Here is a 24,696-nt window from a genome sequence, read left to right on the forward strand (position 1 = left end):
GTTTTATCGGAGACCTCTTCAACTGCTGAACTACTTAGATCCTCGATAGAAAAACTCGAGGATGACTGGAACTCCCAGTTTCGCTTCACTTCCGCAGTACATAGCTATCCTGGTAAGCATGAAGAAACTCAAAACAACACCGTCGTCTCCGAGGGCTCTTCCGGGCTGGCGTACCAGTCGGAGACCTCTTCAACCACTGAACTACTTAATGCCGGCCACCGGTGTGCCGGCCCAGAAAAGCACTCGAGGATGATTGGAACTCCCCGTTTCTCTTTATTTTTGAGGAATGTAATAGTCTTCTCTCGCATGAAGAAGCTTAATAAAAAGGGTTTTACGCTTGTGCAATTGCTCAAGACTCGCTTTGTACTCGATGAACACGTCAAGTGCCCTAGCGTTAGACTTAATCTGCTGGTAAATCTTATCTAGTCTTTTATCTGCCCAGTGGTAATTGGTTTTGGTACCCCGTTGGATATCCTTAGTAATACTCTTGTCCAGCAAGCTTAACGCATAGTCAGTTTCATCAATTAGCAATGCTAAACCCAGCTTTTCTGCAGCTGGAGTTTCATAGTTTTGGCCGATGTATTGTTTGCCTTTTTCTGGCTGTGAAAAGTGTAGATAAAACAAAATAAGCACCTGCTCTATCGCAAACTCTATAGCACTATTCGTGGCTAAATCGAGACAACGCAGAAGTGATTGTTCAATCTCATCTTGCTTATGGGATAAGTTTACATGCAATAGTTCACTGCTATTTAGCAACCGTTGCCAGCCCTCACTGGTGGGTTTGGACACAAAGTTCGCCATCGCTTTTTGCCAAGCGTGTTTTACGTCACCTGAAGCATGCAGAACTTGTAATTCCATTTCATTCCAACGTTGCTGGTCAAAACCGTCAGAGATTTTATGCTTCGCACGCAGTAACCAATCTTCAGCGTCTAGCTCTTCATCATGTTTGAGACAGATTTGAGCCAGTTGTAAATAGTCACTGCAATCTTTTGCTAAAAGCGCTTTATACTTAACTTCTTCTTGCCATGACGTTGCTCCATCTATCAATATGCGAAGCAGTAATCGTCGGCTTTCTTCAGTTAACTTTACGTTTGACTCTAGTTTGCATAGACATAAGGAAAGGCACAAATCACGAGTTTGGGTATCACTCTCGATAGCTTCCTGTAACACCTCTGCATACATTTCACTGCTCTTAATGAGCTCATTGACCAACCATTTCGCTTTTTGATGGTTGTCCCAAGTGATTTCACAATAACTCTGCCTAAATCCTTCCCTAATAGAGTGCTCTAGCTCAAGACGATACCCATAAGAGTCGTCGACATGATATAAGACCAAACCCAAGCGATTCACCAGTGTCCCAAAAAACTCTAACCTAGCCTCAGGCTCTAGAGATTTTGCAACTTCCAAAGGTGCTTGAAGTTGCTCTGTCGCGTTTTGAAAGTAATTAGCAACCTTTCGATAATCCCATATACTCCGTTTCGGTAGGGCTTTGGTGATGAATTTTTTGAGTTCTTTCTCGGACGGGGGGTTTAGCGAAAGCTCCATCTTCTGATGCCAAATATCTCGTAGCGTTTCATCTTGTTCTATCATTTCAACCAAGGAATGAAGCAACTCGGCTTTTGATTTTTTGATTAGCCAACTCTCAAGGCTAGGAAGATTCTGAGATGAACCCTGTTCATGAGCTATTGCCAGCGCAACCATATGTTTGCATATGGCTTGATAGTCAGCTGCAGGGCAAGTGCAAGTCCCATACAGATGAGCGCCACCATCTAGCGCAACACTATATCGATGCGTACCCAGCACTTCACCCACTACTGTTGAGCCCTTGATCTGCACATTGATTACCTTGCCTTTATTAGCAAGAGCCACGCCGCGCTTATATGTTTTGTCTTCTATTGCTGACTTGATTCGTTCTACTAACAACAAGAGATGTGTTTCCTAGGTTGAGGGGTGTCTAGATAGATTAATCTGGTTCAGGTGGTCGAGTATTTCGGTCATACTCTGCCGAGAGGGTTAACAGCATGTTGCTTGTAACAAATCCTGCTCTTCGCATACAGAGTAACAGGCTCCCAAGGGTATTGATCAGCAGCATAGTGCCCTTTTCATCTGACTTTAGATACGTTTAAGAAGCTGGAAGCTCTAGACACCTTTTCTAAACAGAACGACCTTAATCGTCTTCAATAAAATATAGATATCAAGGTTTACATTTAAATTTTTGATGTAATACAGATCGAAACCAAGCTTTCTTGAGGTTGCTTCATGTGAGTCGGTATAACCTTGCTCTATCTGTGCCCAGCCAGTAATTCCTGGCTTTACCGTGTGGCGATAGCTATAAAAAGGGATGTTATCCTGGAATGATTTTGCCAACCCTGGTTGCTCCGGTCTTGGACCGATAATCGACATTTCGCCTTTGAGTACATTAAATAGTTGGGGGATTTCGTCAAGGCGGCTTTTTCTCAAAAAGTGACCTAATTTATTTACCCTATGCAGCTCACTAGTAGCAAAAAACTCATCAGGATCATCACTAGAACACATTGTGCGAAATTTATACATGGTGAAAATTTTACCTCGATAACCCATGCGTTTCTGTCTGTATAAAATAGGTTCATCGATACAGTCAAGCTTGATCACTAAAGCTGTCAGTGCTGCAAGAGATAACGAAATTGGCGTAGAAATAATCACCAATAGCGAGTCTAGCAAATACTTGACCTTAATATAGGTGGGACTAGGGCTAAACAGAGTAATACTTACTGGATTAAGATTTTCAGTGTTAACCTGCCTAGAGAGTCTCTCTATCAATAAGTCAGCATGGTAAATCGGGATATCATGCAAACTACATTCCGCTAATAGTCTAGAATCATTCTGATTCAGTGGCTTATGGAAGTCCGATACAGCTCCTAACTTAATATCATTGGCCTGTGTTGTATCAGTTGTATCTACTAATTTAATACTTGAGAAAGATGCGAAACGCAGTGGATCCGCCGAGCTAAATCGATGAAGAGTTAACTTCATATGTTTAACTTGAAAGAACCGAAATATGATGAGCCAAGCAAAAGTAAACCCAAAACCAGACAGCAAAACCGGTCTTGAGTAATCAATACGCATAAAAGCAATAACGGCAATATGCACACAATAACAACCAAGCAATATTGCTAGCACAGGATACTGTTTGCGCTTCAGTATTGACGGTTTTGGTGGAGGGATCAGCAACAAACTAACATAAAAGCAGACTACAACTCCAATAGAGCTGTTCATAATACTAGCCTGTGGTTCGGCATAAACAATCCCGCCCCAGACTTGAATGACTATGGCAACGATGACTATTGCTAAACTGTGTATAATTGAGTTTTTACTAAAGCGCATCTTCCTTGAATAACTCGAAACTACTGATAGTAATAGTGTAATGAGTTAAACTAACCTTTGATAGTTATTTTGTGACAAAGATGTCACAAAACGTCAGCTTTTAAGTAGGTATCATATCCATACGAACTAGCTAGCTATTCCACCTCATAGCTCAGCTTGTTACTATAAGTCCAGTTGTTGCTGAGTTTTGCAAAAGGAATCGCAAACAAAATGAAGAACATAGATGTCGTAATGGCGACATATAATGGAGAAGCGTACTTAGCTGAGCAACTTCAGAGTATTATTGATTGTAAAGGCTTCGATGAACACATTAATCGAATAATCATCTCAGATGATGGCTCGGATGATAGAACCTTAGAAATTGCACGCCAGTTCAATTGTGATCGCATCGAGATCCACATAAATCAAGGGACTAAAGGTGTTATTGGTAATTTTAATAACGCCGTTGCGCATTCAACTGCCGATTATGTCATCTTCAGTGACCAAGATGATGTTTGGTGTGGCAACAAAATACATGTCCTCTATGAGGGGATAACACATCTTGAAAAATCTAAGCATAATACTTGCTTATTTTTCACCGACCTTGAATTAGTTAACTATAACTTAGAATCGATAAACCACTCGTTTTGGGATGCGCAAAACTTAGATCCTAGATTGGTTGAAAGTTTTAGTTCCATTTCTATGCAAAATGTCACACCAGGGTGTGCATTAGTAGTAAATCGCTCTCTACTTAAAATAACTTATCCTTGTCCAAGTGACGTGGTGATGCATGATTGGTGGTTACTTCTGAATGCCCGGCTGTTCGGCCATATTGGTTACTCCCGCGAAGTAACCATGAAATATCGACAACACGCCACTAATACTATTGGTACAACTAAACCTCTAAGCTATCTGCATATGAAAAGAGTTCTTTCCCGAAATAGTTGTACCTTTACCAAAATCCTGAACCAACTCTCATATCTTGCTGAGCGCTTACCTAAGGATCACCCTGACGCTCCGCTATTAAATGTATTAAGCAAAATAAAAACACTTAGCATTTCAAAAAGACTTAAACTGTTACACGCAATAAGAAGCCCTTATCTCTCTTTCGAGCGCTCAAGTGCTCTGTTTTTTCGGATTATGTTATTGAAATAAAGTCTATGCTATCGATTTCTATTGTTACTTATAAAAACTCTATTGACGAAATAAAAAACTGTCTTTCACCTATCCTCAACTGCGCGAGCATTGATACCATATGTATATATGATAATAGCGAAACGTCACCAGTGAAAAGTGAAGATGTTATAAAACTTGGTACGAATATAATCTATTATTCTGACAAAAGAAATCTTGGTTATGGATATGGACACAATCATGCATTTGAACTGTGTCAAACAAGAAAATCCTCTAAATACCACCTAGTGATGAACCTTGATGTTCAAGTAGATAGAAATACGCTGTTAATCCTTATAGAGTACATGGATAGATCCCCGAAAACTCTACATTGTATGCCAAAAGTACTTAATCCAGACCATAGCATCCAACATACTTGTAAATTAATACCTAGCCCACTAAATCTCATTCTCCGAAGATTCGCTCCTAGCATGTTGAAAGTACTTCTAAATCAGAGTTCATATGAACTTCATGACTATAACTTTAATTATGTGCTGAACTGCCCTTATCTTTCCGGCTGTTTTATGTTTCTGCGTTCGAATACTTTCCGTGATGTAGGAAAATTCGATACTCGTTTTTTTATGTATCCTGAAGATATTGACCTTACTCGCCGTTTGCATACCATTGGAAAAACTGAATGTTATCCTTTTGTATCCATTATTCATCAGCATGAAAAAGCATCATATAATTCATGGCGTATGACATGGGTACACATAAGATCAATGATTAAGTATTTCAATAAATGGGGGTGGTTCATTGACATAGATCGGAATATATATAATTCAAATTTAAAGAGGACTATTAGTAAACACCGCAATATATAATTTATATTATGGATCATTATCCGAATGTTTAATAAAACCAGCATATTGAAATTTATAATATATCAACTCCAAATTTATTGAATAGATCTCGAATAATAAAGTCATTATTTAAAGTCGGATCTTCTGGTAAGACTGCCCTACATATTATATTAGGATACTCTCTTTTTATATTTATCAATGCTGTACTATGATATGAGTACACTATTTTTGGTTTTAGTTTTAAAATTAACTCCTCAGCAGTAAGTTCACTTCCCTTAACTAAAGTAAAACGTTTATTTAATGGAATTGATGCTTTCGTTTGTGCTGGATGCAATTTCACAAAAATCTCATGATCTTCAATTAAATTTAATTCACTTTCAATTTTATTTCGTCTATCTCTAAAATTTTCATTATAACAATGTGAAATATCTTGATCTAGAAATAAAACACATTTATTTAAGTTCAAATAATGCCTTGAATAATTAATAGGCATCTTGGTTCTAACATCGGTCATTACTATTTTTGGGCTATAAAAGTAACCCTTGTTTAGGTTGTGCCTATTAGGTATCAGAAGATTACTTATCACTTTGAATTCATAAAAAAGATAAAATGACCTTCTTTTCAATAAATTAACATTAACATTAACATTATTTATTTCAGGAAGATAATAGTTAGCTAAACCATCCTCAATCAATATTATCTCATTAACCTTAGATGAATAATAGAACCAATTTGATATATGATTATAAGGATGCGATAAATAAACTTTCCCTATTTTTTTTCTGAAAATAAATATGTATAGCCTAATAGCGAAAAACGCAACAATACCTCTTATGTCACCACCAAATATAATATCCTTGCTTCTCCCAACAATATTTCTATTCGACAGATTAATAATGAGCAAGCGCTCATCTATAACACTTAATATCCGCTCAATTGATAGTGATTGCATTGGTGTAAAAACTATGGCTATATTCATATTATAAGACATCTTTTAAAATCATTTATAATTATCAACGTACCCTATTTTTTTCAAAAGCCCAAGGCATATCAATAAACTTTGAGGATGCGTACCATACTAGAATGAACTGAATAAATCTAGATATGACAAATGACCAGGAAACTGCCATCAAACCATAGTTTTCTATAAAGGCTAAGATTAAAACAATATTAATAGTTCCGCTAAATATAGTAATCAAAGAAAGAATTCCGGTTCTCTTTGAATAGAATAAATAATTAGTAACTATCAAATACATGCCGCTAAATATTTGACCTACAAAAAGAAGCCCAACGTATTTACATGACTCTATATATTTATCTCCGGCCAGTATCAACAATAATTTTGGACTTATAAAATAAGAAAAAACAGCTATAACTACTAATGAAATAAATGCACAGTAGGTATACTTTACAACTTTCAACTTATCTGAATGTTTACTACTATTGAGGTTATTGTACAACCAGGGAATACATGCCTTATTCAATGCGTCAAATACAAGGACTAATCCCATACTAACCTGAAAAGCAACAAGATAAATACCTGCACTTTCTAACCCCATTTTGTTACTAATTATTAACCTATCTACTGCAGAAAGTAAAAACATGCCAAAGACATGAGGAATCAAGGGTACACCAAATGATAATGCTCTTATAATATCTTCATATCTTGGCAGTTTGTATTTTATTAAGTCATCGACTTTAATAAAATACAAACAAATACCGAGAATAATCAAACTTGATATTAACTGTGATATGACTCTTCCTTCTGACCCTTGATTCATCAGCACTACAAACACTATCGAAAGGAGCATATTAAACATGCTATTAGTGACCTGTGTGATTGCATATGGCGTTGATTGCTCCCTTATTTGCCATTGCCCCAACCGAAAACCTAGTACATAATTCACTGAAGCTATAACAATAGCATATGCAATCCATTCATTGTTAATATCCACCCAATCATTTAGACTAGACCAAAATAATAGCAATGCAGATGCAACGATAAAAACACTAATAAAAAAAATATTAAAACAAGCAGTATTATATAGTTTATTATCCTCATGACTGCCTTCTTCATAGAAATTTCTATTAGCTGCGCCTATCGTATTTATCCCTATAAATGCACTTAAACCAATAATTAACGACTGAAAAACTGCCAACTCACCAAATTCAGCCACACTAAGCTTTCGTGTAAAGATAGACAACAGAACAAAAGGAGCCAATGCACTGATGCTATTACCCATAGTATAAATTATGGAGTTTTTTATTAAGCTCATATATCAGATAAACAAAGTGAAAATTTGTCTACATAAATGAAACGTTGCATAATACCTCATTCATAGTTAACGCTTTATCATCTTTAATAGAAATATTAATATGCTCCATAACCATAACTGGCCATTCAATACCAATATCGGGATCATTCCAAGCTATACACACTTCTGCATTTTGGGCATAGTAATCTGTACACTTATAAACGAACTCCGCCTCTTCGCTTGTAACATAAAAACCATGGGCAAAGCCTGCTGGAATCCATAGCTGTCGCTTGTTTTCTGCTGATAGGTATTCTCCTACCCAATGCCCAAAGGTTGGTGAGTTTTTTCTTAGGTCAACAGCCACATCAAACACTTCTCCTGATACGACCCGCACTAATTTTCCTTGTGTGTTTTCCGTTTGAATGTGGAGGCCACGTAAGGTCCCATGTTTTGATTTAGAGTGGTTGTCTTGAACAAACCGTGTCGATTTTCCCGTTACCTGCTCTTCAAATCTTTCTTGGTGCCAAGTCTCCATGAAAAAACCTCTATCATCTCCATGAACCGTTGGTTCTATTAATTTTACATCAGCAATAGCGGTATCTATGACCTTCATTGTTACTCCATATACTTACTAATATCGTTCAGTGCGCTTTTCCAGTCGCTAGGCTTTATACTGAACGTTTGGTAGATCTTGTCACAACACAGGCAAGAGTTACTGGGCCTCTTGGCTTTTGTTGGGTATTGAGAAGTGGCAATTCCTTTAATTTCAATCCTACCAGTAATATCATTTTTGATTGCTTGTTTAAAAACGGTGTCTGCAAAACCTCGCCAAGTTACTGCTGGTGTACCTGTGAAGTGATACAAGCCATAACCTAAACTTCCATTCTCCAGTGAATCAATAATAGAGAGTAGAGCACCGGCGAGATCTCCGGCATACGTAGGACCTCCGAACTGATCATCTACTATCGATAACTCTTGGTGGGTTGAGCCAAGCCTTAGCATTGTTTTTACGAAATTGCTTCCATATTCACTGAAGACCCATGAAGTACGAACAATAATATGTTTCGAATGCGATTCAGCAATGGCTAATTCCCCTTCTAGCTTACTCTTTCCGTAAACACTTAAAGGCTCAGGAGTATCAAACTCAATATAAGGCTCATTTTTTCTTCCTGAATACACATAGTCTGTAGAAATGTGCAGTATAACCGCATTAAATTTCTGAGATCCAAGAGCCAAATTACGAGCACCATCTCGATTAATAGAAAAGCACTTACTTGGTTCATCTTCCGCTTTATCTACCAAAGTGTAAGCAGCTGCATTTATTACATACTTGGGCTTAATATCCTGAAGTGTTTTTAATACAGCGTTACGATCTGTAATGTCGAGTTGTCTCTTATTTAGAGCAACCACTTCCCAGTTTGCTGGCATCCGTTCCACTAAGCTACGTCCAACCTGGCCGTCACAGCCAGTCACTAAAACTCGCAACTTATACCTCTTTTGCAATTCTAGCCAAGTATTGGCCGTAATCATTCTTGGCCATTGGCTTTGACAACTCCAAAACCTGCTCTCTAGTAAGCCAACCATGCCTTAGTGAAATTTCTTCCAAACAAGCGACCTTAAGGCCTTGCACGTTCTCTACTGTTTGTACAAAAGACGATGCTTCATGCAAACTCTCGTGAGTTCCGGTATCAAGCCAAGCAAAGCCACGTCCTAATATTTCCACCTTCAAGCTACCATCTTGAAGGTATAAGTCATTAATATCTGTGATTTCTAACTCGCCTCTAGCTGAAGGTTTGATCTTCTTGGCAAACTCAACCACGCGATTGTCGTAAAAATACAGGCCAGTAACAGCACAATTAGATTTAGGATTACTCGGTTTTTCCTCAATTGAAATAGCTTTGTTTTGATCATCAAATTCCACCACACCAAATCGTTCAGGATCCTTCACTTGATATCCAAATATCGTCGCGCCTCTTTCCCTACCAAAGGCATTTTGCAATGCTTCGGTAAACCTTTGACCATAAAAGATATTATCACCCAGTATCAAACAGCAGTTTTCATCTTCTATAAAATCCTCTGCAATGACAAATGCTTGAGCTATACCTTCTGGTTTAGCTTGGACTTCATACGTCAGTGTTATCCCAAAATCTGAGCCATCACCTAATAGGCGCTTAAAGTTATCTTTGTCTTCTGGCGTGGTAATAATCAAAACATCGCGAATACCCGCTAACATCAGAACTGATAATGGGTAGTAAATCATTGGTTTGTTATATAGCGGTAAAAGCTGCTTTGAAACGCCTCGTGTTAATGGATACAAACGAGTTCCAGAGCCACCAGCGAGTACTATTCCTTTCATACTGTTACTTCCCTTGCCCTAAACGCTCTCGAGAGTATGAACCATCTAAAACTCGGCTCCACCACTTTTCATTATTCAAATACCACATCACAGTTTTTCTAAGGCCAGATTCGAAGGTCTCTTTGGGCTTCCACCCCAGTTCTCGTTCAATTTTAGAGGCATCAATAGCATAACGAAGATCGTGACCTGGTCGGTCTTCAACAAAAGTAACCAATGAACGAAAACCTGAGGTTTTCCAGTTGGTATTACTTTGAGTGATTGAGGGACCTATATCCTCTAAAAGGTCACAAATGCTGTGAACCACTTCAATATTCGTTTTTTCGTTGTGACCACCTACATTGTACGTTTCACCGATCTGGCCTTGTGTCGCCACTAAATGTAAAGCCCGAGCATGATCCTCTACATACAACCAATCTCGCACTTGCATTCCGTTTCCATAGACAGGTAATGACTTTCCTTCCAACGCATTAAGTATCATTAAAGGAATCAGCTTCTCAGGGAAATGAAAGGCTCCATAGTTGTTCGAACAGTTTGTAACTAGAGTTGGTAATCCATAGGTTCTCAGCCACGCCCTAACAAGGTGGTCGCTTGAGGCTTTCGAAGCAGAATATGGACTTGACGGGAGGTAAGGTGTCGTTTCTGTAAACTGCTCTTGTGGGTTCTCAAGATCACCGTACACCTCATCTGTAGAGATATGATGAAACCTGAAATTATCTTTCTTGGATTTCTCGAGGCAATTCCAGTAGTTCCGTGCCGATTCTAGTAGCGTATATGTCCCTATTATGTTTGTCTGAATAAAGTCAGCGGGGCCATCAATAGAGCGATCTACATGTGATTCAGCAGCCAAGTGCATTACTACATCTGGTTGGTGCTGAGAAAACACTCGGTCTAATTCTGCCCTATCACAGATATCAACCTGCTCGAAGGTATATCTCGGGTGATCTTCACAACCAGCAAGCGATTCTAAATTACCCGCGTAGGTAAGCTTATCAACATTGACTAGGGAGTCTGGAGTATTATCTATGATATGGCGTATTACAGCAGAACCAATAAAGCCTGCTCCGCCTGTGATCAGAAATTTCAATCAATAATCCTTTTGTCGAAATTTTAATGTGTTTAATTATAAATACTTCTAAGTGATCATATTCACAAAAAACAACAGGTACATCCATTCATTGTGCAGAAGTAAAGAGAGTTTTTTAGGGTAATGCGGGGAAGGTCAAATAAATTGAGAATAACTTTATCTGTATTAGAACTATCTAGACATACTGAGAACATGAAGTTCCTATTGTAGAAGGCGCTTGTATCGTCAATACGCTAATTGCCCCCTTTAATAGAGGGCTTCAAAAACAATTATCTAATATCTAAAGAAAATAAAACAAATCATCCCACTTAGGGTTATTCGTTGTGATCAACTTCCTTAAATCTATCTCAGGGAGCATTGTTAGCTCTTGCTCCCTAGTACGTGCATCTATGACATTGTCATATTGTTCTAAATACACCAGTTTTTGTTCGAAGATGGTTAGCCCTAAGTGATCAGTGGTTCTCTTTTTGTGTAACCAAACCTTTGATTGTAGGTTCTCTGTTTGTCCAATATAAAGCAATGCGTCATTGACTGAGCTAAGTATGTAGACGCTGAATTGCTGAGTGACGGAATAGATGTGCTTTAAGACCGGGTTTGTATTTTCTTCGAATTGAGGTTGAGCTGCTGCAGGTTGAGTTTTCACGTGGAAGTCCTTTTCTGTTGCTAGGACTTTGAGGCTAGGAATAATAAGCAAAAACTCGAATTTCTCCACTGTATGCTTGGAGCTATTTCGAGCAATCTCATACTTTCTGGCATGCGTGACACTCTTTGGGTTCAGATCTACCCAAGTCCCTTCAGTACAAACTAATCAATACTGTGAACTCCACTAAAAACCAATAGCACACATAACCCCAACAACACCCAATTTCCTACCTAGCCTTCCCATTATATTGAAAAGTATAAAACACCTTACCATCACCCAGATGAATACATCACCTAATCTGATCTACACCTAACTAGCTAGTTTTAAAGCACTTTCCAAAAACGCACACTAACTTCTCATGATAAGCACTATTTGTCATACAAATCAGTTGTTACATTTAACAGCACGCAAGTCATTCCATCGCTATCTACAGCCATTTATGATGCGCGCCATTTGCATTCAAACAGGAAACGCTTGATGAAATGTTTAAAAATCGCATTGCTGGGGCTAGGAGTTGCTTCTTTAAGTGCCTGCTCGCAATTGCACCACGTACAACTTAGCGACATCGACCAAACTCAGGGAGAGTTAACACCTGTCAGTATCAAGGTCAACGAGATTGGTTTTGATGCTTCTGAGACAGCGCGAATCGCCTCTGATATGGCGTCGAGTGAGAAAGACTCAGAGAATCTGCAGCTTGTTGCAACCGTTCTTGCCTTGATGAATATGGGACCATCTACCGGAAACCCAGTCTATAACGACCACTATGCGGACCAGGTCATGCGTCAGATTGACACGCAATGTCCAAGCCACAACCTTACCGGTCTTACCTCTGTACGCGAATCAACCAGTTTCGGCACCGTAAGTGGCGAAGTTGTTCGTGTCGACGGTTACTGCATTAACTAGGAAATCTATACATGTTCAAGAAAACACTTTTATTAGCTATTGCAGCTGCATCCCTTTCTGGCTGTGTAGGCCTAAACACTGTGTCTTTAACTTCTGTTCCAGCACAGCGTGACCAAGCAATTAATGCCTCCGCATCTGATTGGAACTTTATTGGTATCAATTTCAATAACGATATCGTTGATGAAGCTGTTGCCAACCTTAAGCAGCAATGCACTGACGGTAAAATTGAAGGCGTGATGACTAAGCATCAAACGACGGCTTATGTCTTGTTCTTCAAGCGAGAAATCATCGCGACTGGATATTGTAATAAGGCGTAATGATGAAGAAGCTGATTTTATTATTACCTTTCTTGTTGACCGCTTGTAGTAGCAGTATTCACATGTCTCAAGTAACTCGAGACCAAAATGTGCAACTACAAAGCCCTCATACGCTTGAGGTTGAAACCGCGCAAACTGTCGTCATGGGTTTTGCCTTTGATACTGACTATGTTGATGACGCTTATGCTCAAGTATTTGAACAATGTCCGTCAGGCGCATCAATGGTGAACGTGGAATACCTCACCGACCACGGGTTCTTACATTGGACAAACCGAATCCGAATCAAAGCCCTCTGCGAAAAATAATCTCACAAGTAGATTAGCGTACTAAATACCCACACAATATGTATTTAGTACGCATAACTACTAGCACAACGACTCTTTGAGTTACGCACCCGATTTTAGTCATGATTAACTAGGGAAGTCACTATGATTACTGACCAACAAACAGCTGTGGTTCCAGAAAACGAACTCGATCTTTTTGCTTACCCATCAGAAAATTCCTTTAAGAGTATCTGGCTAAAATCGCGCTTCTTTGTATTGAGTAAGGTATACAAGTCTACTTTTGCCCATATAAAAGCACTGACAGGTAACTCTCTTTTTCATACCGCGGTTGAAAGCAAGCCTCGTATACTCGAAAAAGCGCTGAAACCATACCTATATGTTGATATCAAGCCTATGCAAAGAATGCGTCATATTGAAGAGCATTTCTCTTTGTTATCAGACACTTTTGGTAACTCGATAGAAGGTGCTTTCAAGGAAGATGGCTTAACTCTGCTGTCTTTAGAAGATTCAAAGGGTAGTTCATACAGCATCATCTTGTTTGATGGCGAAATGCGTGAAGGCTCTTTAGGTCTACGAATCATCAACGACCTGGGCCAAACCATCTATTCCATTACCTTTAATCTATCCACCAGCCCAGTTAAGACCATGCATATTGGTGCGTTAAAGGGCCCAAGTGAGCAGATAGAAGATCGTAACCAGGTGATTAAAACACTGACTCGCTCATTCCACGGTCTTCGCCCTAAGGCGCTAATGGTGGAATTGGCTCTGATATTTGGTAAATCCATTGGAGTACAAGAATTTGTAGGTGTATCTAACAAAGGGCATATCTATCAAGCACTTCGCTACAAAGGCTCAAAGAACAAAGCGGTCACCTTTGATTACGATGAATTGTGGGCAGAGTACGGCGCTGTACAATGTGATAAGTATCGCTATGACATTCCAGCTTTTCCTGAACGCAAAGACCCATCAGCGTTGAAGAAGAATAAGCGTCGTTTGTACACTAAACGTTATGCATGGCTTGATGAGTTAGAGTTAGACTTAAGCAACAAGATTAACGCTCTCAAGACCGAAACAATAGAGTTAGGGTGAAGCTAAGATCCTGACCTTCGTCAGGATGACATGGATGATGTACTGGCCACCAATATGAGGTGCTCAGTAATCATCAGCTTCACCACCACAACGTCATGCTGGAAAGTACGCAGTACTTATCCAGTATCTTAGTGAGTACATATCAATATATAAAGCGCTATCTAAGTTCCTGACTTTCGTTAGCATGATGTGCAGAGTGTGCTCATTCACACAGTTTTCTACAAACCATCATATAGATCGTTCCACTTAGGGTTCTTTGACTCAATTAAAGCTTCCTTCCACGCTCTTCTCCAGCATTTCAAGCGTTTCTCTCTTTCTATCGCGTGCTCCATATCGTCGTGAACTTCAAAATAGACTAATCGAGTGACATGATAACGTAATGTGAAACCTGGCAAGAGATGCCTTTTGTGTTGCCACACCCTTCCCTTTAGATTGCTTGTTACACCTATGTATAAAACATTCCGATTGATAGAACTAAGGATATAAACGCTTGGTTGCTTCACTTTTTGCTCTCAATTAGATTGAATATCTGAATACTAGAGCGTTGAGTCTTTTATGGCTGGGCTTTGAATGAAATGTTCGAGCTGTCTCGGTTTAGATAATACTAGTCATACATTAAGTGGGTTGTTGAAGCTGGGTTGATTCTAAGATCCTGACTGTTGTCAGGATGACGTGGTATGTTTGGTACTCATTGGCGCAGTAAATGGTGCACGTAGTAGTTACTCACGTCGGCACCTCTACGCCGTCATACTGGAAAGTACACAGTACTTGTCCAGTACCTTGGAGACTGCCGTTGGTGAGATTCAGTTAACTCTAAGATCCTGACCTTCGTCAGGATGACGTCGTAGTTCGAAGATGTTCTATTGGCCAACAAAACTCAAATCAACCGCTTGGTAATATTTGTTTTTAAGGATCTTCCCTTCCTTAATCATCACGCCATCAGTTGCAACAGAGTCTTGGTTGCAGAACACAATGTACTTGTCGTTCTTTAGTTTATAACCAGCACTAACGCCTTTTGCTGAATACACTTCGACGGTTTCTTTCGCCTGCTGCTCATCAAGTGCAGCTTTACTCATGTTACTCGCGTGTACTGCATCCCAACATTGCTCAAATGGGATATCTAGAGTTTTTGCCACATTCAAAAGGACATCTACTTGGCGAGCAATCGTAGTGTCATTTAACGCTTCGTGGCCTGCGTGAACAGCGCGGCCTACTGCAACGTATACCGTGTCGGTAATCGCATCGGCTTGGTCTTCTTTGTTGGTGGCGCGGGCCAGTTCGGTTAGCTCTTCGATCATTAGGTTTGAATGCAAATGACACAGCTTGTCGCTTTCGATTCCGGTATTAATAGGCAGATTGAATAATTGACGAAATTCAACAATGTCTTGATAAAGCTTATTCCAAAGCGATGGAGTTAATTGAGTAAACGTCGAGAAGAATTCTTTGTGTGCAGTCACGGGCATTTCCAAATTAGGTAGCAGTTAACAATCCAATAGCTGAAAGTTACTTCAGCTGTCTCCTTACAGCATTAAAGCTTGGCAAGACTACCATACTCATTTCAATAAGGCTCTTGCAACTATTCGCCGATTGTATTCGCTAAACAAGAGGAATCTTTCAAAGAATCATTAAGTTACAGCAATGTAAATAACAAGATGCTATTTGCTAACCTCAGTCAGACAGCTATCACCCTGTTTTAGTTGACTTTAATTACTGCTGATTAATGGAAATTAACATAAATATCCATTAAGTTAAGATAATAAATAAAAGTTGCATTGGTGATGTTAATGAGCGGTAAAAACAAGCAAAAAAAAGACGGCGAAACAGTAATTAAAAATTCAGAGACAAAAGCTGCGCACAAGGATTTGTCGGCAAAAACGGGTAACTCCAAAAGAACAGTAAAAAAAGAACGTGAAACCAAGAAAAAACAAATCTATATTCCGTTAGGTTTTACCCTATCACTTGTTCTTCCTAGCTTTAGAAAAGCGGAAGCAGACGAGGCTGACAGCTCATCAGCAATTGCTCCGGTTGAATCTCATTCCAAAACCAGTAACACCATCCTTCAACCGGCGACCGCAACAGAGCACAAGATTTCTGCATCATCACCAGTGCAGCAGAACATCATGCCAACGGCTGATTTGCAAGATAACCATTCAAACCATTCTCAAGCGCATTCTTCTAACTACTCTCATCATCCCGTTATATCACACCCCTTTATGAATGTAGGTTATGAGGTGGCGACTACTCATGCTCCCGATCTTCAGGGTTACCAAACAAGCACACCCAACCAATCAACAGCAAACATAGTCTCTTATAGAGAAGAAACTCTAACGGGTAAGTATGGGACGCTGACTGTCGGACCTGACGGGCATTATGCCTTTAATCTCAATCCAAAGTCGCCCGCCTTTATTCTTCTGCAAGGTCATGAAGTAGGTACAGATTCATTCGTGATTCATTTGTCGAATGGCCTACAGCAAACCATTACTGTTCCTGTGTCAGGCAACAACGAAGCAGCCCAGTTTAGTGGCGATTTAACAGGGGCAGTGACAGAGGATCTCAATGTCAGCTCTAATGGGCTGATCACCACTCAAGGTACATTGTCTGTTAGTGATCAAGACCATGACCAAGACACTTTAGTTGCCGTTAATCACCAAGCAACCAAGTATGGTGAGTTCTCCATCGATGAGTCTGGGCATTGGCAGTATCAGGTTAACAATGCCAGCAATACCGTGCAGGCACTCAGTTCTGGTCAAATGCTTCAAGAAACCATCACTGTGCATTCTGTTGATGGTACAGAGCAACAAATTGTCGTGACGATCAATGGACAAGACGATAGTGCTGTTATCTCAGGTAACGATTTAGGCCATGTTATTGAGGATAAACAAACACAGGTGTCAGGCAAACTTGACGTTATCGACCCAGATGCGAGCCAGCAACATTTTCAAGGTGGTGATTTGGCCGGTACTTTGGGCACGCTACACCTTCAAGACAACGGTGCATGGACCTACGATCTCGATAACACCAACCCTAAAGTGCAAGCCCTAGGCCAAAATGGAACGGCTACCGATATTATTACCGTTCAGTCTGCTGATGGGACGACTCATAAAGTCACCATTACTGTAAACGGCACCAATGACAAAGCAATAGTTGCAGGTGCAGATACCGGTGCGGTGACGGAAGAATCGCAACTGAAAACATCAGGCACCCTCACAGTAACCGATGTGGACACAGGTGAAGCTCACTTTTCCAATACCGACATTGCCGGTAGCTTGGGTACCTTGCATCTGACTGACTCGGGTGCGTGGACCTACGATCTTGATAACACCAACCCTAAAGTGCAAGCCCTAGGCCAAAATGGAACGGCTACCGATATTATTACCGTTCAGTCCGCTGATGGGACGACTCATAAAGTGTCTATCACAGTCAATGGCAGTAACGATCGTCCCGTAATTTCTGGAGTATCAAGTGGTTCAGTCATCGAGCAAGGAAACAACACACTAGGAACTCCTGACACATCAGGCGTTTTAACCGCTACCGATATTGATAAACCCGACACCATAACATGGGCTGTCAACCAACCTCATGGGCAGTTTGGGACACTATCCATTGATCAGCATGGTCACTGGCATTACCAATTAGACAACTCTACGGGCAGTGAGGCGGATAAGTTAGCTGCAGGAGAGCATCGGTCAGAATCATTCTGGGTTACTGCTACCGATAGTGCAGGAGCATCAGTTCCACAAAAAATCGTTATCGATGTGCAAGGTAGTAATGACAAACCCGTGGTCAGTGCTTGGACACAGCTTCCAGCAGGAAAAGAAGATCAGCCAGTAACCATAAAAGCGTCTGATCTACTAACGCATACGAGCGATGTTGATACTACAGATACTTTGCATGTGAGTAACTTACAAGCCACCCATGGTAGCCTCACAGACAACAAGGATGGTACCTACACTTTCACACCAGATAAAGATTTCAATGGTGAAATTCGACTCACATATGATGTGGTTGATGGGCACGGAGGTAGCGTTATTACTCAAGCGAAATTTGATCTCACAGCCACTCCCGATAAGGCGATTATCACCGATGCAGAAACCAATGCCGATTTACGTTGCGTTACAGAGGATCGTGGCTACATAGATACCCACTACCAGTTACATTACGACGGAAAGCTAAACATACGAGATGCTGATACAGGTGAAGCGCAGTTTGACCCAAATATTGGATCACAAACCTATCAAGGTATCGGCTATGACACTAAGTTAGGTGGACATGTAGTGCTCATGCCCGACGGCCACTACACCTATACGCTCGACAACCGAAATATACAAAACTTAGCGCAAGGTGAGGTGAAGCACGATTCTGCGGTAATACGGTCGGTAGATGGCACCACACATACCATAGAGCTAACGGTTCATGGTACTAACGACACACCTATCATTAATGCTCAATCTCATTCTGTTACGGAAGGAGGTAGTGTCCTACAGGGGCAAATGGTCGGTTATGACGTAGATACTGGCGCATCATTGACTTATAACGCACCGCAAGTCGATGGTCTAGTCGTTAACCCAGATGGAACCTATAGCTTCAACCCTAACCATTCTAGTTATCAGTCTTTAGCTTCGGGCATCACAAAAACACTCACTATTCCTGTAACAGTCACCGATGAGCATAACGCGAGCAGTACCCAAAATCTCTCAATCACAATCACCGGGGTGAATAACTCTGCAACGGTAAGTGGCGTCGACACCGGTGATGTTAATGAAGGCTATGGCACTTTTGGAGATAGGTCTCCAGATTATGCTCAAGCTGGCATGGCAAAAATAGGGCAAGGTGCATTAACAGCCGATGGCAAGTTGGATATTGTTGATCCGGATACTGGTGAATCTCAGTTTGACTCTAAAGGCGGAGCTTGGAATAACTCCTATCACGGGCAATATGGGCATTTACTATTAAATACTGATGGCACTTGGCATTACGATGTCCCCGTAGGCAGTGTTGATTGGGTTGGTAATCGTAAAACAACAGTCGGCACTACCATAGATAAACTCGGCGAAGGGCAGACGCTCACCGATACAATAACCATTCAATCTAAAGATGGCACCACTCACGACATAGTGATTACCATACATGGCGACAACGATCGTCCTTATTGCTCTTCTGAAGTACAACTCAGTTCAGGAAAAGAAGACTTAATTCAGACCATTACTTCCACTGAACTGTTGGCAAATACCGTCGATGTGGATGCCAATGACTTGGGCATGCTCACCATTGCAAACTTGCACGCCGATCACGGTTCAATTAAAGACAACCACGATGGAACGTTCACCTTCACTCCAAGCCATAACTACAATGGAAGCGTCCACTTCACTTATGATGTAAAAGACGCTCATGGTGGTACTACACACACTGGTGCAAATACTACTCTCGTAGCGACCCCAGACAAAGCCATTATTTCTGAAGTAACCACTGAAAGTGTTATTGAAGATGGGCCACATGCAACTCACAACAACGGCACAACAACAGAATTAGCTAACGGACAACTACAAGTTATCGATCCAGATAGCGGTGAAGATAAGTTCCAATACAGCCAGTTTGGTGAGACTCGTATTCACGACCCATTTGGCGGCATGCTTCGAATTGATAGCGCGGGTAATTGGGGTTATAGCGTCGACAACGCGGCTCTTCAACACCTAGCACAAGGGCAAGTTGAAACAGTCACCTATCGCGTACACAGCTTTGATGGTACCGCCTACGACCTAAACATCGATGTCATCGGTACCAACGACGCACCGACAGTCACCAAAGTGGTTCTCAGCAACGGCACGGAAGATACACACTATCAAATGCAGGCAAGTCAGTTCGGATTCACCGACGTCGATACAGGCGATACGCTACACTCAATCGCTATCACTGACCTGCCACCAACGGCTCAAGGTAAGTTTGTACTCGATGGACACGACATCACTGCAGGTCAAAGTATTACGACCGCGGATATTGCTAAGCTTCAGTTCATCCCCACTCCAGATTTTAACGGCGATGTTCAATTTAAGTTCACGGTTAATGACGGACATGTCGACTCACAAGAAGCAACGAACACACTGCATATTGATGCGGTTAGCGATGCTGCACAGTTCACAGGCCGCGATACTGGAGATGTTCATGAAGGACATACCTATACGGCACCAGACGGTACAATGTCTGGCGGCAGTGTCGATGATCGTTCACCAGATCATATGCATGGAAACATCGGTAAATTATGGAACGATGAAATACACACTGATGGTCACCTGAACATTGTTGATCCAGACTCCGGTGAAAGCCACGCTCAAACAGGCACATACCAAGGTACACACGGACATGTCATACTTCAGAGTAACGGAGATTGGAGCTATTACGCTTCCATAGGCCAAGACGCAACGGGTAGAAAAATTGATCATCTCGGTCAAGGTGAATCGATAACGGATACTGTTACCGTCAAATCGGCTGATGGCACCACTCACGATATTCATATCACCATTCATGGCGACAATGACCGCCCGTACTGCTCTTCAGAAGTTCAGCTCAACAGCGGAAAAGAGGATCTCTCAAAAACCATCACAACAACGGAGTTACTTGCAAATACTGTCGATGTTGATACTAACGATGTAGGGCAACTCTCTATCGCGAACCTGCATGCGGATCACGGCACTCTCGTCGACAACAAAGATGGTACATTTACCTTCACTCCAGACCATAATTACAACGGTCAAGTACACTTCACTTATGACGTTAAAGATGCGCATGGTGGGGTTACTCACACCGGTGCTTCTTCTACACTGTTACCGAGCAATGATGCCGCGACTTTGCCTACTGCTCAGGCCACGACTTCTGTAACCGAAGACCATCTAAAATCAGGTACTAGCAGCAATGAATTATGGTCAGGCTGGAAAAACCTTGATATTCAGGATATAGACTCGCCATCAGAGGCTAAGGTCACCCAGATAGAGGTCAACGGTGTTAAGCATACTGTCCCTGCGGATTTTGCTATGAACCTAGCAGGCACCCACGGAACCTTTAACTTTACACACTCAACCGATGGCCACAATAAGTGGAGTTATAGCGCAGACAATAGTCATACCGAGATTCAAGGATTGAGTCATGGAGAATCGCTAACAGATACGATCACACTAATCACTGCTGACGGTACTCGAATCCCCCTTACTGCTAAAATTTTGGGTACCGATGACCATGTGGTAATTGATACTCCGGATGCGTTGACTGCCGCACTTGGCACTGCCGTTGAAGATAAAGTTACCTCAATTTCAGGTACCCTACTCGCCCACGACTCTGACAGCAAAGATTCGGTCACATTTACCACTGGTGATTCTGCGGGTTCATACGGAACGCTGCATGTTGATAGCAATGGACAATGGCATTACGACCTAGACCATTCAAAAGCAAATGCTCTACAACAAGGTGAAACCAAAGCAGAAGGCTTTGATATCACAGCGATATCTACTGACGGCTCAACTGCAACCAAACATATTGAAGTGCTAGTTCAAGGGACTAATGACAAGGCAACGATATCCGTCACCTCAAATCCCGATGTGCATGAAGATAGCTCTTCAACGCCTGTTGAGATCATATCAGGTAAAGTGAGTGCCCTCGATCCTGACCACGACCAATCTGCATTCTCAACGGATGTTGGCAAACGCCATGATCCATTTAACAGTGGCGTTCACGGTGGTCTTCACATTTCCAAAGATGGCTCTTGGACTTATACCGTTAACAACAGTCAAATTCAGCAACTAGCCGCAGGGCAAGAAGAGCATGTCCTTTACAACGTGCATACTGTTGGTGGTGATGATCATATTATCGATATTAAGATTGTAGGCACCAACGATAGACCAACGATATCTGCCACTACACTCGCTCACGGCACAGAGAATGTGCACTACCAAATGCAATCTAGCCAATTCGGTTTTACCGACATCGACACTGGCGACACGCTGCACTCGATTTCCATTACCGATCTCCCACCAGCAACTCAAGGTAAGTTTGTACTTGATGGAAACAACATTACATCAGGCCAGAGTATTACGGCCACTGACATTACTAAACTGCAATTTATTCCTGCACATGGGTTTAGTGGTGATGTTCATTTTAAATTCACGGTGAATGATTGGCATGAAGATTCATTGTCAGCAAGCAATACCATCACCATTGATTCTGTAAATCATGATCCTATTGCTTCACCTTTAACCGACACAGTTAAAGAAGATGCATCCTCCAATCACCCATTAGACCTGCTGCAAGGTGCTACCGATGCTGATGGTGATACTTTATCGATAGCAAACCTTTCCTTCCAGATAGATGGAGGGACAACGACTTCGGCACTACCCGCAGGAATATCCCTAGCTTCAGATGGGCACACCCTTGTAGTTAATGCTCACCACCAAGCGTTCCAACATCTTGGTGTCAATCAATCTGAAACCATTGTTGTGAGTTACACAGTTAAAGATGGGCAAGGTGGCACAGTGCCACAAACAGCAACATTGACCGTTACCGGCACTAACGATGCTCCATCATTACAAGTACACCAAATCACACATGTTACAGGTACATTGACGGGTAACGATATAGACGGCGACGCGCTTGCCTACTCCGCAAGCTCATTGACAGGTCAATTCGGTTCCCTAACCTTAGACACCACCAGTGGCCATTATGTATATACTCCAGATGCACAGCCCCACGGTTTAACCTATGACCCATCTAATAACAATTATTCAGGGCAAGATACCTTTGAGGTTAAAGTCTCAGATGGTCATAGCGGAGAAAGCAGCAAATTCATCACATTTGGAGTAGTCGCATCAGTTGCTGCACCGCTAACTAGCACTGGTCAGCCAACAATATCGACGTCAGTGCCACATGCACCAAGCATCACAAACACACAACCGCCTCATACAACAAGTACCAACTCACAGAATGCTGTATCACTCGAACTATCGCCATCCAGCGACTCGGGCCAACAAGGTGATTTGATTACGTCCGATAACACTCCAACAGTAAATGGGCATGCACTAATACCATTCTCTCAAGTTGACATTATTGAAAGCGGCAAAGTTATCGCGACTACTCATGCAGACGCAAATGGCGATTATCATGTCGACCTGCCAGGGCTAAATGACGCAACCCACACCCTTATCGCTTCTGCTACTGATCCTTTATCTGCCTCTACTCAACAGTCTCAACCACTGGCAGTGGTCATTGATACGGTAGCTACCTTGTCTGTTGATCCGATCAGTGGCGACAATATGCTAACGGGATCTGAGCACACACAAAGTTTTAGTGTCAGTGGGGCTGTGACTGGGGTTGAGGATGGACAAGCTATACACGTGCAGATTGAACACCACACTTACCAAGGTCAAGTTTCTGGCGGTAAATGGCACGTATCCATCCCAACGACTGAAGCCCAAGCATTAACAGGGGGTATACACAATATTGCTGTTTCTGTAACGGATAAAGCCGGCAACCACGCTACGATGGACAGTCCTCTGTTTGTGAGTGATGGTTCTATAGCTCCACCCATACCCACCATTGCCACACCACATATTTCCGGTGGGGGCGGCATAGGTAGTCACTTGACAGGTAATCTCGTAGCCCCCCCATTACTCCAACAATTACATCCACAAACTGGTTCTGGCTGGGGAATTTTGGCACCTAATGGTATGGTTGTGACTCGCCTACAAGGGCAATATGGAGCCTTAGTCATCGACCCAAAAACAGGTCATGTAGATTATCAATACAGCTCTGCGCCAACTCCTGGACAAAAAGCCTCAGGTGGATCACACTGGGCCGGAAGTGGCACCCATGAACAGCACCATGATGTATTCCAGATCATGTACCACGACACTCACTCATCAAATGTCGATGTAAAGGTAAACCTCGATGTCACTTACATACATGGGCACAGTGGGCAAAATCAGGCCTCAACGCATCTTGTTGGTATGTCAGTCACACCTGTTGCCCCAACTGTTCAACATGACGAACCAGATTCTGCGCCAGAAGTTATTGAGGTCACACTATATGCTGACGATGACAGCACACATCATGACCTAATGGCTGGGTTAACTGCACTTGCGGACGATCACAGCTCAGCAGGAAGCAATCCATATACCGATATTGTGGGTCTTCACGATGCACCACAAACTGATGCCTCGGCAGCGCCTGCGCCAGAGCCTGCCCCTGATTTAGATCTATTATTCAATCAGGCCGATGATCTTGCGCATCAGCATCCGGTTGATGCTTTCATCGATAATAATGGTGAGGAGCACAAACCTGATGACCATCACGTACTGGATGACGAGCATATACAACAAGATCTACCTGACGTGATGGATTTACCTGATCACCACCATTAATAGCTAGGTGTATAATTAACTAAAGATGTAGATTGTTCTAAACAAGG

The 24,696-nt window shown here is 41.7% G+C and carries 18 protein-coding genes; 7 read left to right on the top strand and 11 right to left on the bottom strand.

Going from position 1 to position 24,696, the window contains the following annotated elements; all coding sequences use genetic code 11:
* Positions 1-273: 273 nt before the first annotated feature.
* Together D5I41_RS01890 and D5I41_RS01895 are read right to left on the bottom strand one after the other, a co-directional pair.
* Entirely contained in the window at positions 274-1,926 is a 1,653-nt protein-coding gene (locus tag D5I41_RS01890; protein WP_119008235.1) for an SWIM zinc finger family protein, read from the bottom strand.
* A 213-nt stretch (positions 1,927-2,139) separates the two neighbouring features.
* The gene (locus D5I41_RS01895; RefSeq protein WP_119008236.1) at positions 2,140-3,363 is read right to left on the bottom strand and encodes a sugar transferase; all 1,224 of its coding nucleotides are present in this window, start codon (positions 3,361-3,363) and stop codon (positions 2,140-2,142) included.
* A 210-nt stretch (positions 3,364-3,573) separates the two neighbouring features.
* Between D5I41_RS01895 and D5I41_RS01900 the strand changes: the two genes are divergently transcribed.
* Together D5I41_RS01900 and D5I41_RS21570 are read left to right on the top strand one after the other, a co-directional pair.
* Positions 3,574-4,497, top strand: a complete 924-nt coding sequence (locus D5I41_RS01900) for a glycosyltransferase family 2 protein (RefSeq protein WP_119008237.1) — start codon at positions 3,574-3,576, stop codon at positions 4,495-4,497.
* A 5-nt stretch (positions 4,498-4,502) separates the two neighbouring features.
* Positions 4,503-5,339, top strand: a complete 837-nt coding sequence (locus D5I41_RS21570) for a glycosyltransferase (RefSeq protein ID WP_119008238.1) — start codon at positions 4,503-4,505, stop codon at positions 5,337-5,339.
* 52 nt (positions 5,340-5,391) lie between these two features.
* On the opposite strand, the gene D5I41_RS01910 is transcribed toward D5I41_RS21570, so the two are convergent.
* The 7 genes from D5I41_RS01910 to D5I41_RS01940 form a co-directional block, all read right to left on the bottom strand.
* Positions 5,392-6,297: a polysialyltransferase family glycosyltransferase gene (locus D5I41_RS01910; protein WP_119008239.1), complete on the bottom strand. Its 906-nt coding sequence runs from the start codon at positions 6,295-6,297 to the stop codon at positions 5,392-5,394.
* Positions 6,298-6,331: 34 nt separating this feature from the next.
* Positions 6,332-7,594, bottom strand: a complete 1,263-nt coding sequence (locus D5I41_RS01915) for an oligosaccharide flippase family protein (RefSeq protein ID WP_119008240.1) — start codon at positions 7,592-7,594, stop codon at positions 6,332-6,334.
* A gap of 28 nt (positions 7,595-7,622) precedes the next feature.
* Positions 7,623-8,186, bottom strand: coding sequence for a dTDP-4-dehydrorhamnose 3,5-epimerase (rfbC, locus tag D5I41_RS01920; protein ID WP_119008241.1), 564 nt, complete (start codon positions 8,184-8,186; stop codon positions 7,623-7,625).
* Positions 8,187-8,188: 2 nt separating this feature from the next.
* Positions 8,189-9,103: a dTDP-4-dehydrorhamnose reductase gene (rfbD, locus tag D5I41_RS01925; RefSeq protein WP_307723781.1), complete on the bottom strand. Its 915-nt coding sequence runs from the start codon at positions 9,101-9,103 to the stop codon at positions 8,189-8,191.
* Positions 9,060-9,929 (bottom strand): glucose-1-phosphate thymidylyltransferase RfbA, encoded by an 870-nt coding sequence (rfbA, locus tag D5I41_RS01930; RefSeq protein ID WP_119008243.1) that lies wholly within the window; start codon positions 9,927-9,929, stop codon positions 9,060-9,062. The genes rfbD and rfbA overlap by 44 nt, the downstream gene beginning before the upstream one ends.
* 4 nt (positions 9,930-9,933) lie before the next feature.
* The gene (gene rfbB, locus D5I41_RS01935; protein WP_119008244.1) at positions 9,934-11,013 is read right to left on the bottom strand and encodes a dTDP-glucose 4,6-dehydratase; all 1,080 of its coding nucleotides are present in this window, start codon (positions 11,011-11,013) and stop codon (positions 9,934-9,936) included.
* A 280-nt stretch (positions 11,014-11,293) separates the two neighbouring features.
* The gene (locus tag D5I41_RS01940) at positions 11,294-11,656 is read right to left on the bottom strand and encodes a GIY-YIG nuclease family protein (protein ID WP_119009208.1); all 363 of its coding nucleotides are present in this window, start codon (positions 11,654-11,656) and stop codon (positions 11,294-11,296) included.
* A gap of 477 nt (positions 11,657-12,133) precedes the next feature.
* Between D5I41_RS01940 and D5I41_RS01945 the strand changes: the two genes are divergently transcribed.
* From D5I41_RS01945 to D5I41_RS01960, 4 genes are all read left to right on the top strand, one after another.
* Positions 12,134-12,559, top strand: a complete 426-nt coding sequence (locus D5I41_RS01945; RefSeq protein ID WP_119008245.1) for a hypothetical protein — start codon at positions 12,134-12,136, stop codon at positions 12,557-12,559.
* A gap of 11 nt (positions 12,560-12,570) precedes the next feature.
* On the top strand, positions 12,571-12,876 hold the full coding sequence (locus D5I41_RS01950) for a hypothetical protein (RefSeq protein ID WP_119008246.1): 306 nt from the start codon (positions 12,571-12,573) through the stop codon (positions 12,874-12,876).
* A gap of 2 nt (positions 12,877-12,878) precedes the next feature.
* A complete protein-coding gene (locus D5I41_RS01955) occupies positions 12,879-13,181 on the top strand; it encodes a hypothetical protein (RefSeq protein WP_119008247.1) in 303 nt (100 codons plus the stop codon).
* A gap of 123 nt (positions 13,182-13,304) precedes the next feature.
* Positions 13,305-14,249, top strand: coding sequence for a VirK/YbjX family protein (locus D5I41_RS01960; RefSeq protein ID WP_119008248.1), 945 nt, complete (start codon positions 13,305-13,307; stop codon positions 14,247-14,249).
* 218 nt (positions 14,250-14,467) lie between these two features.
* Here the strand turns inward: D5I41_RS01960 and D5I41_RS01965 are convergent, their stop codons facing one another.
* Together D5I41_RS01965 and D5I41_RS01970 are read right to left on the bottom strand one after the other, a co-directional pair.
* Entirely contained in the window at positions 14,468-14,752 is a 285-nt protein-coding gene (locus D5I41_RS01965; RefSeq protein WP_119008249.1) for a GIY-YIG nuclease family protein, read from the bottom strand.
* Positions 14,753-15,109: 357 nt separating this feature from the next.
* Entirely contained in the window at positions 15,110-15,706 is a 597-nt protein-coding gene (locus D5I41_RS01970; RefSeq protein WP_119008250.1) for a nucleoside triphosphate pyrophosphohydrolase family protein, read from the bottom strand.
* Between the two features lie 327 nt (positions 15,707-16,033).
* Here D5I41_RS01970 and D5I41_RS01975 point away from each other — a divergent pair, with 327 nt between their 5' ends.
* Entirely contained in the window at positions 16,034-24,649 is an 8,616-nt protein-coding gene (locus D5I41_RS01975) for a VCBS domain-containing protein (RefSeq protein WP_119008251.1), read from the top strand.
* The last annotated feature ends 47 nt before the right edge of the window (positions 24,650-24,696 follow it).

Origin of the sequence: Vibrio superstes (genome assembly GCF_003569005.1) — a bacterium.
Classification (GTDB): domain Bacteria; phylum Pseudomonadota; class Gammaproteobacteria; order Enterobacterales; family Vibrionaceae; genus Vibrio; species Vibrio superstes.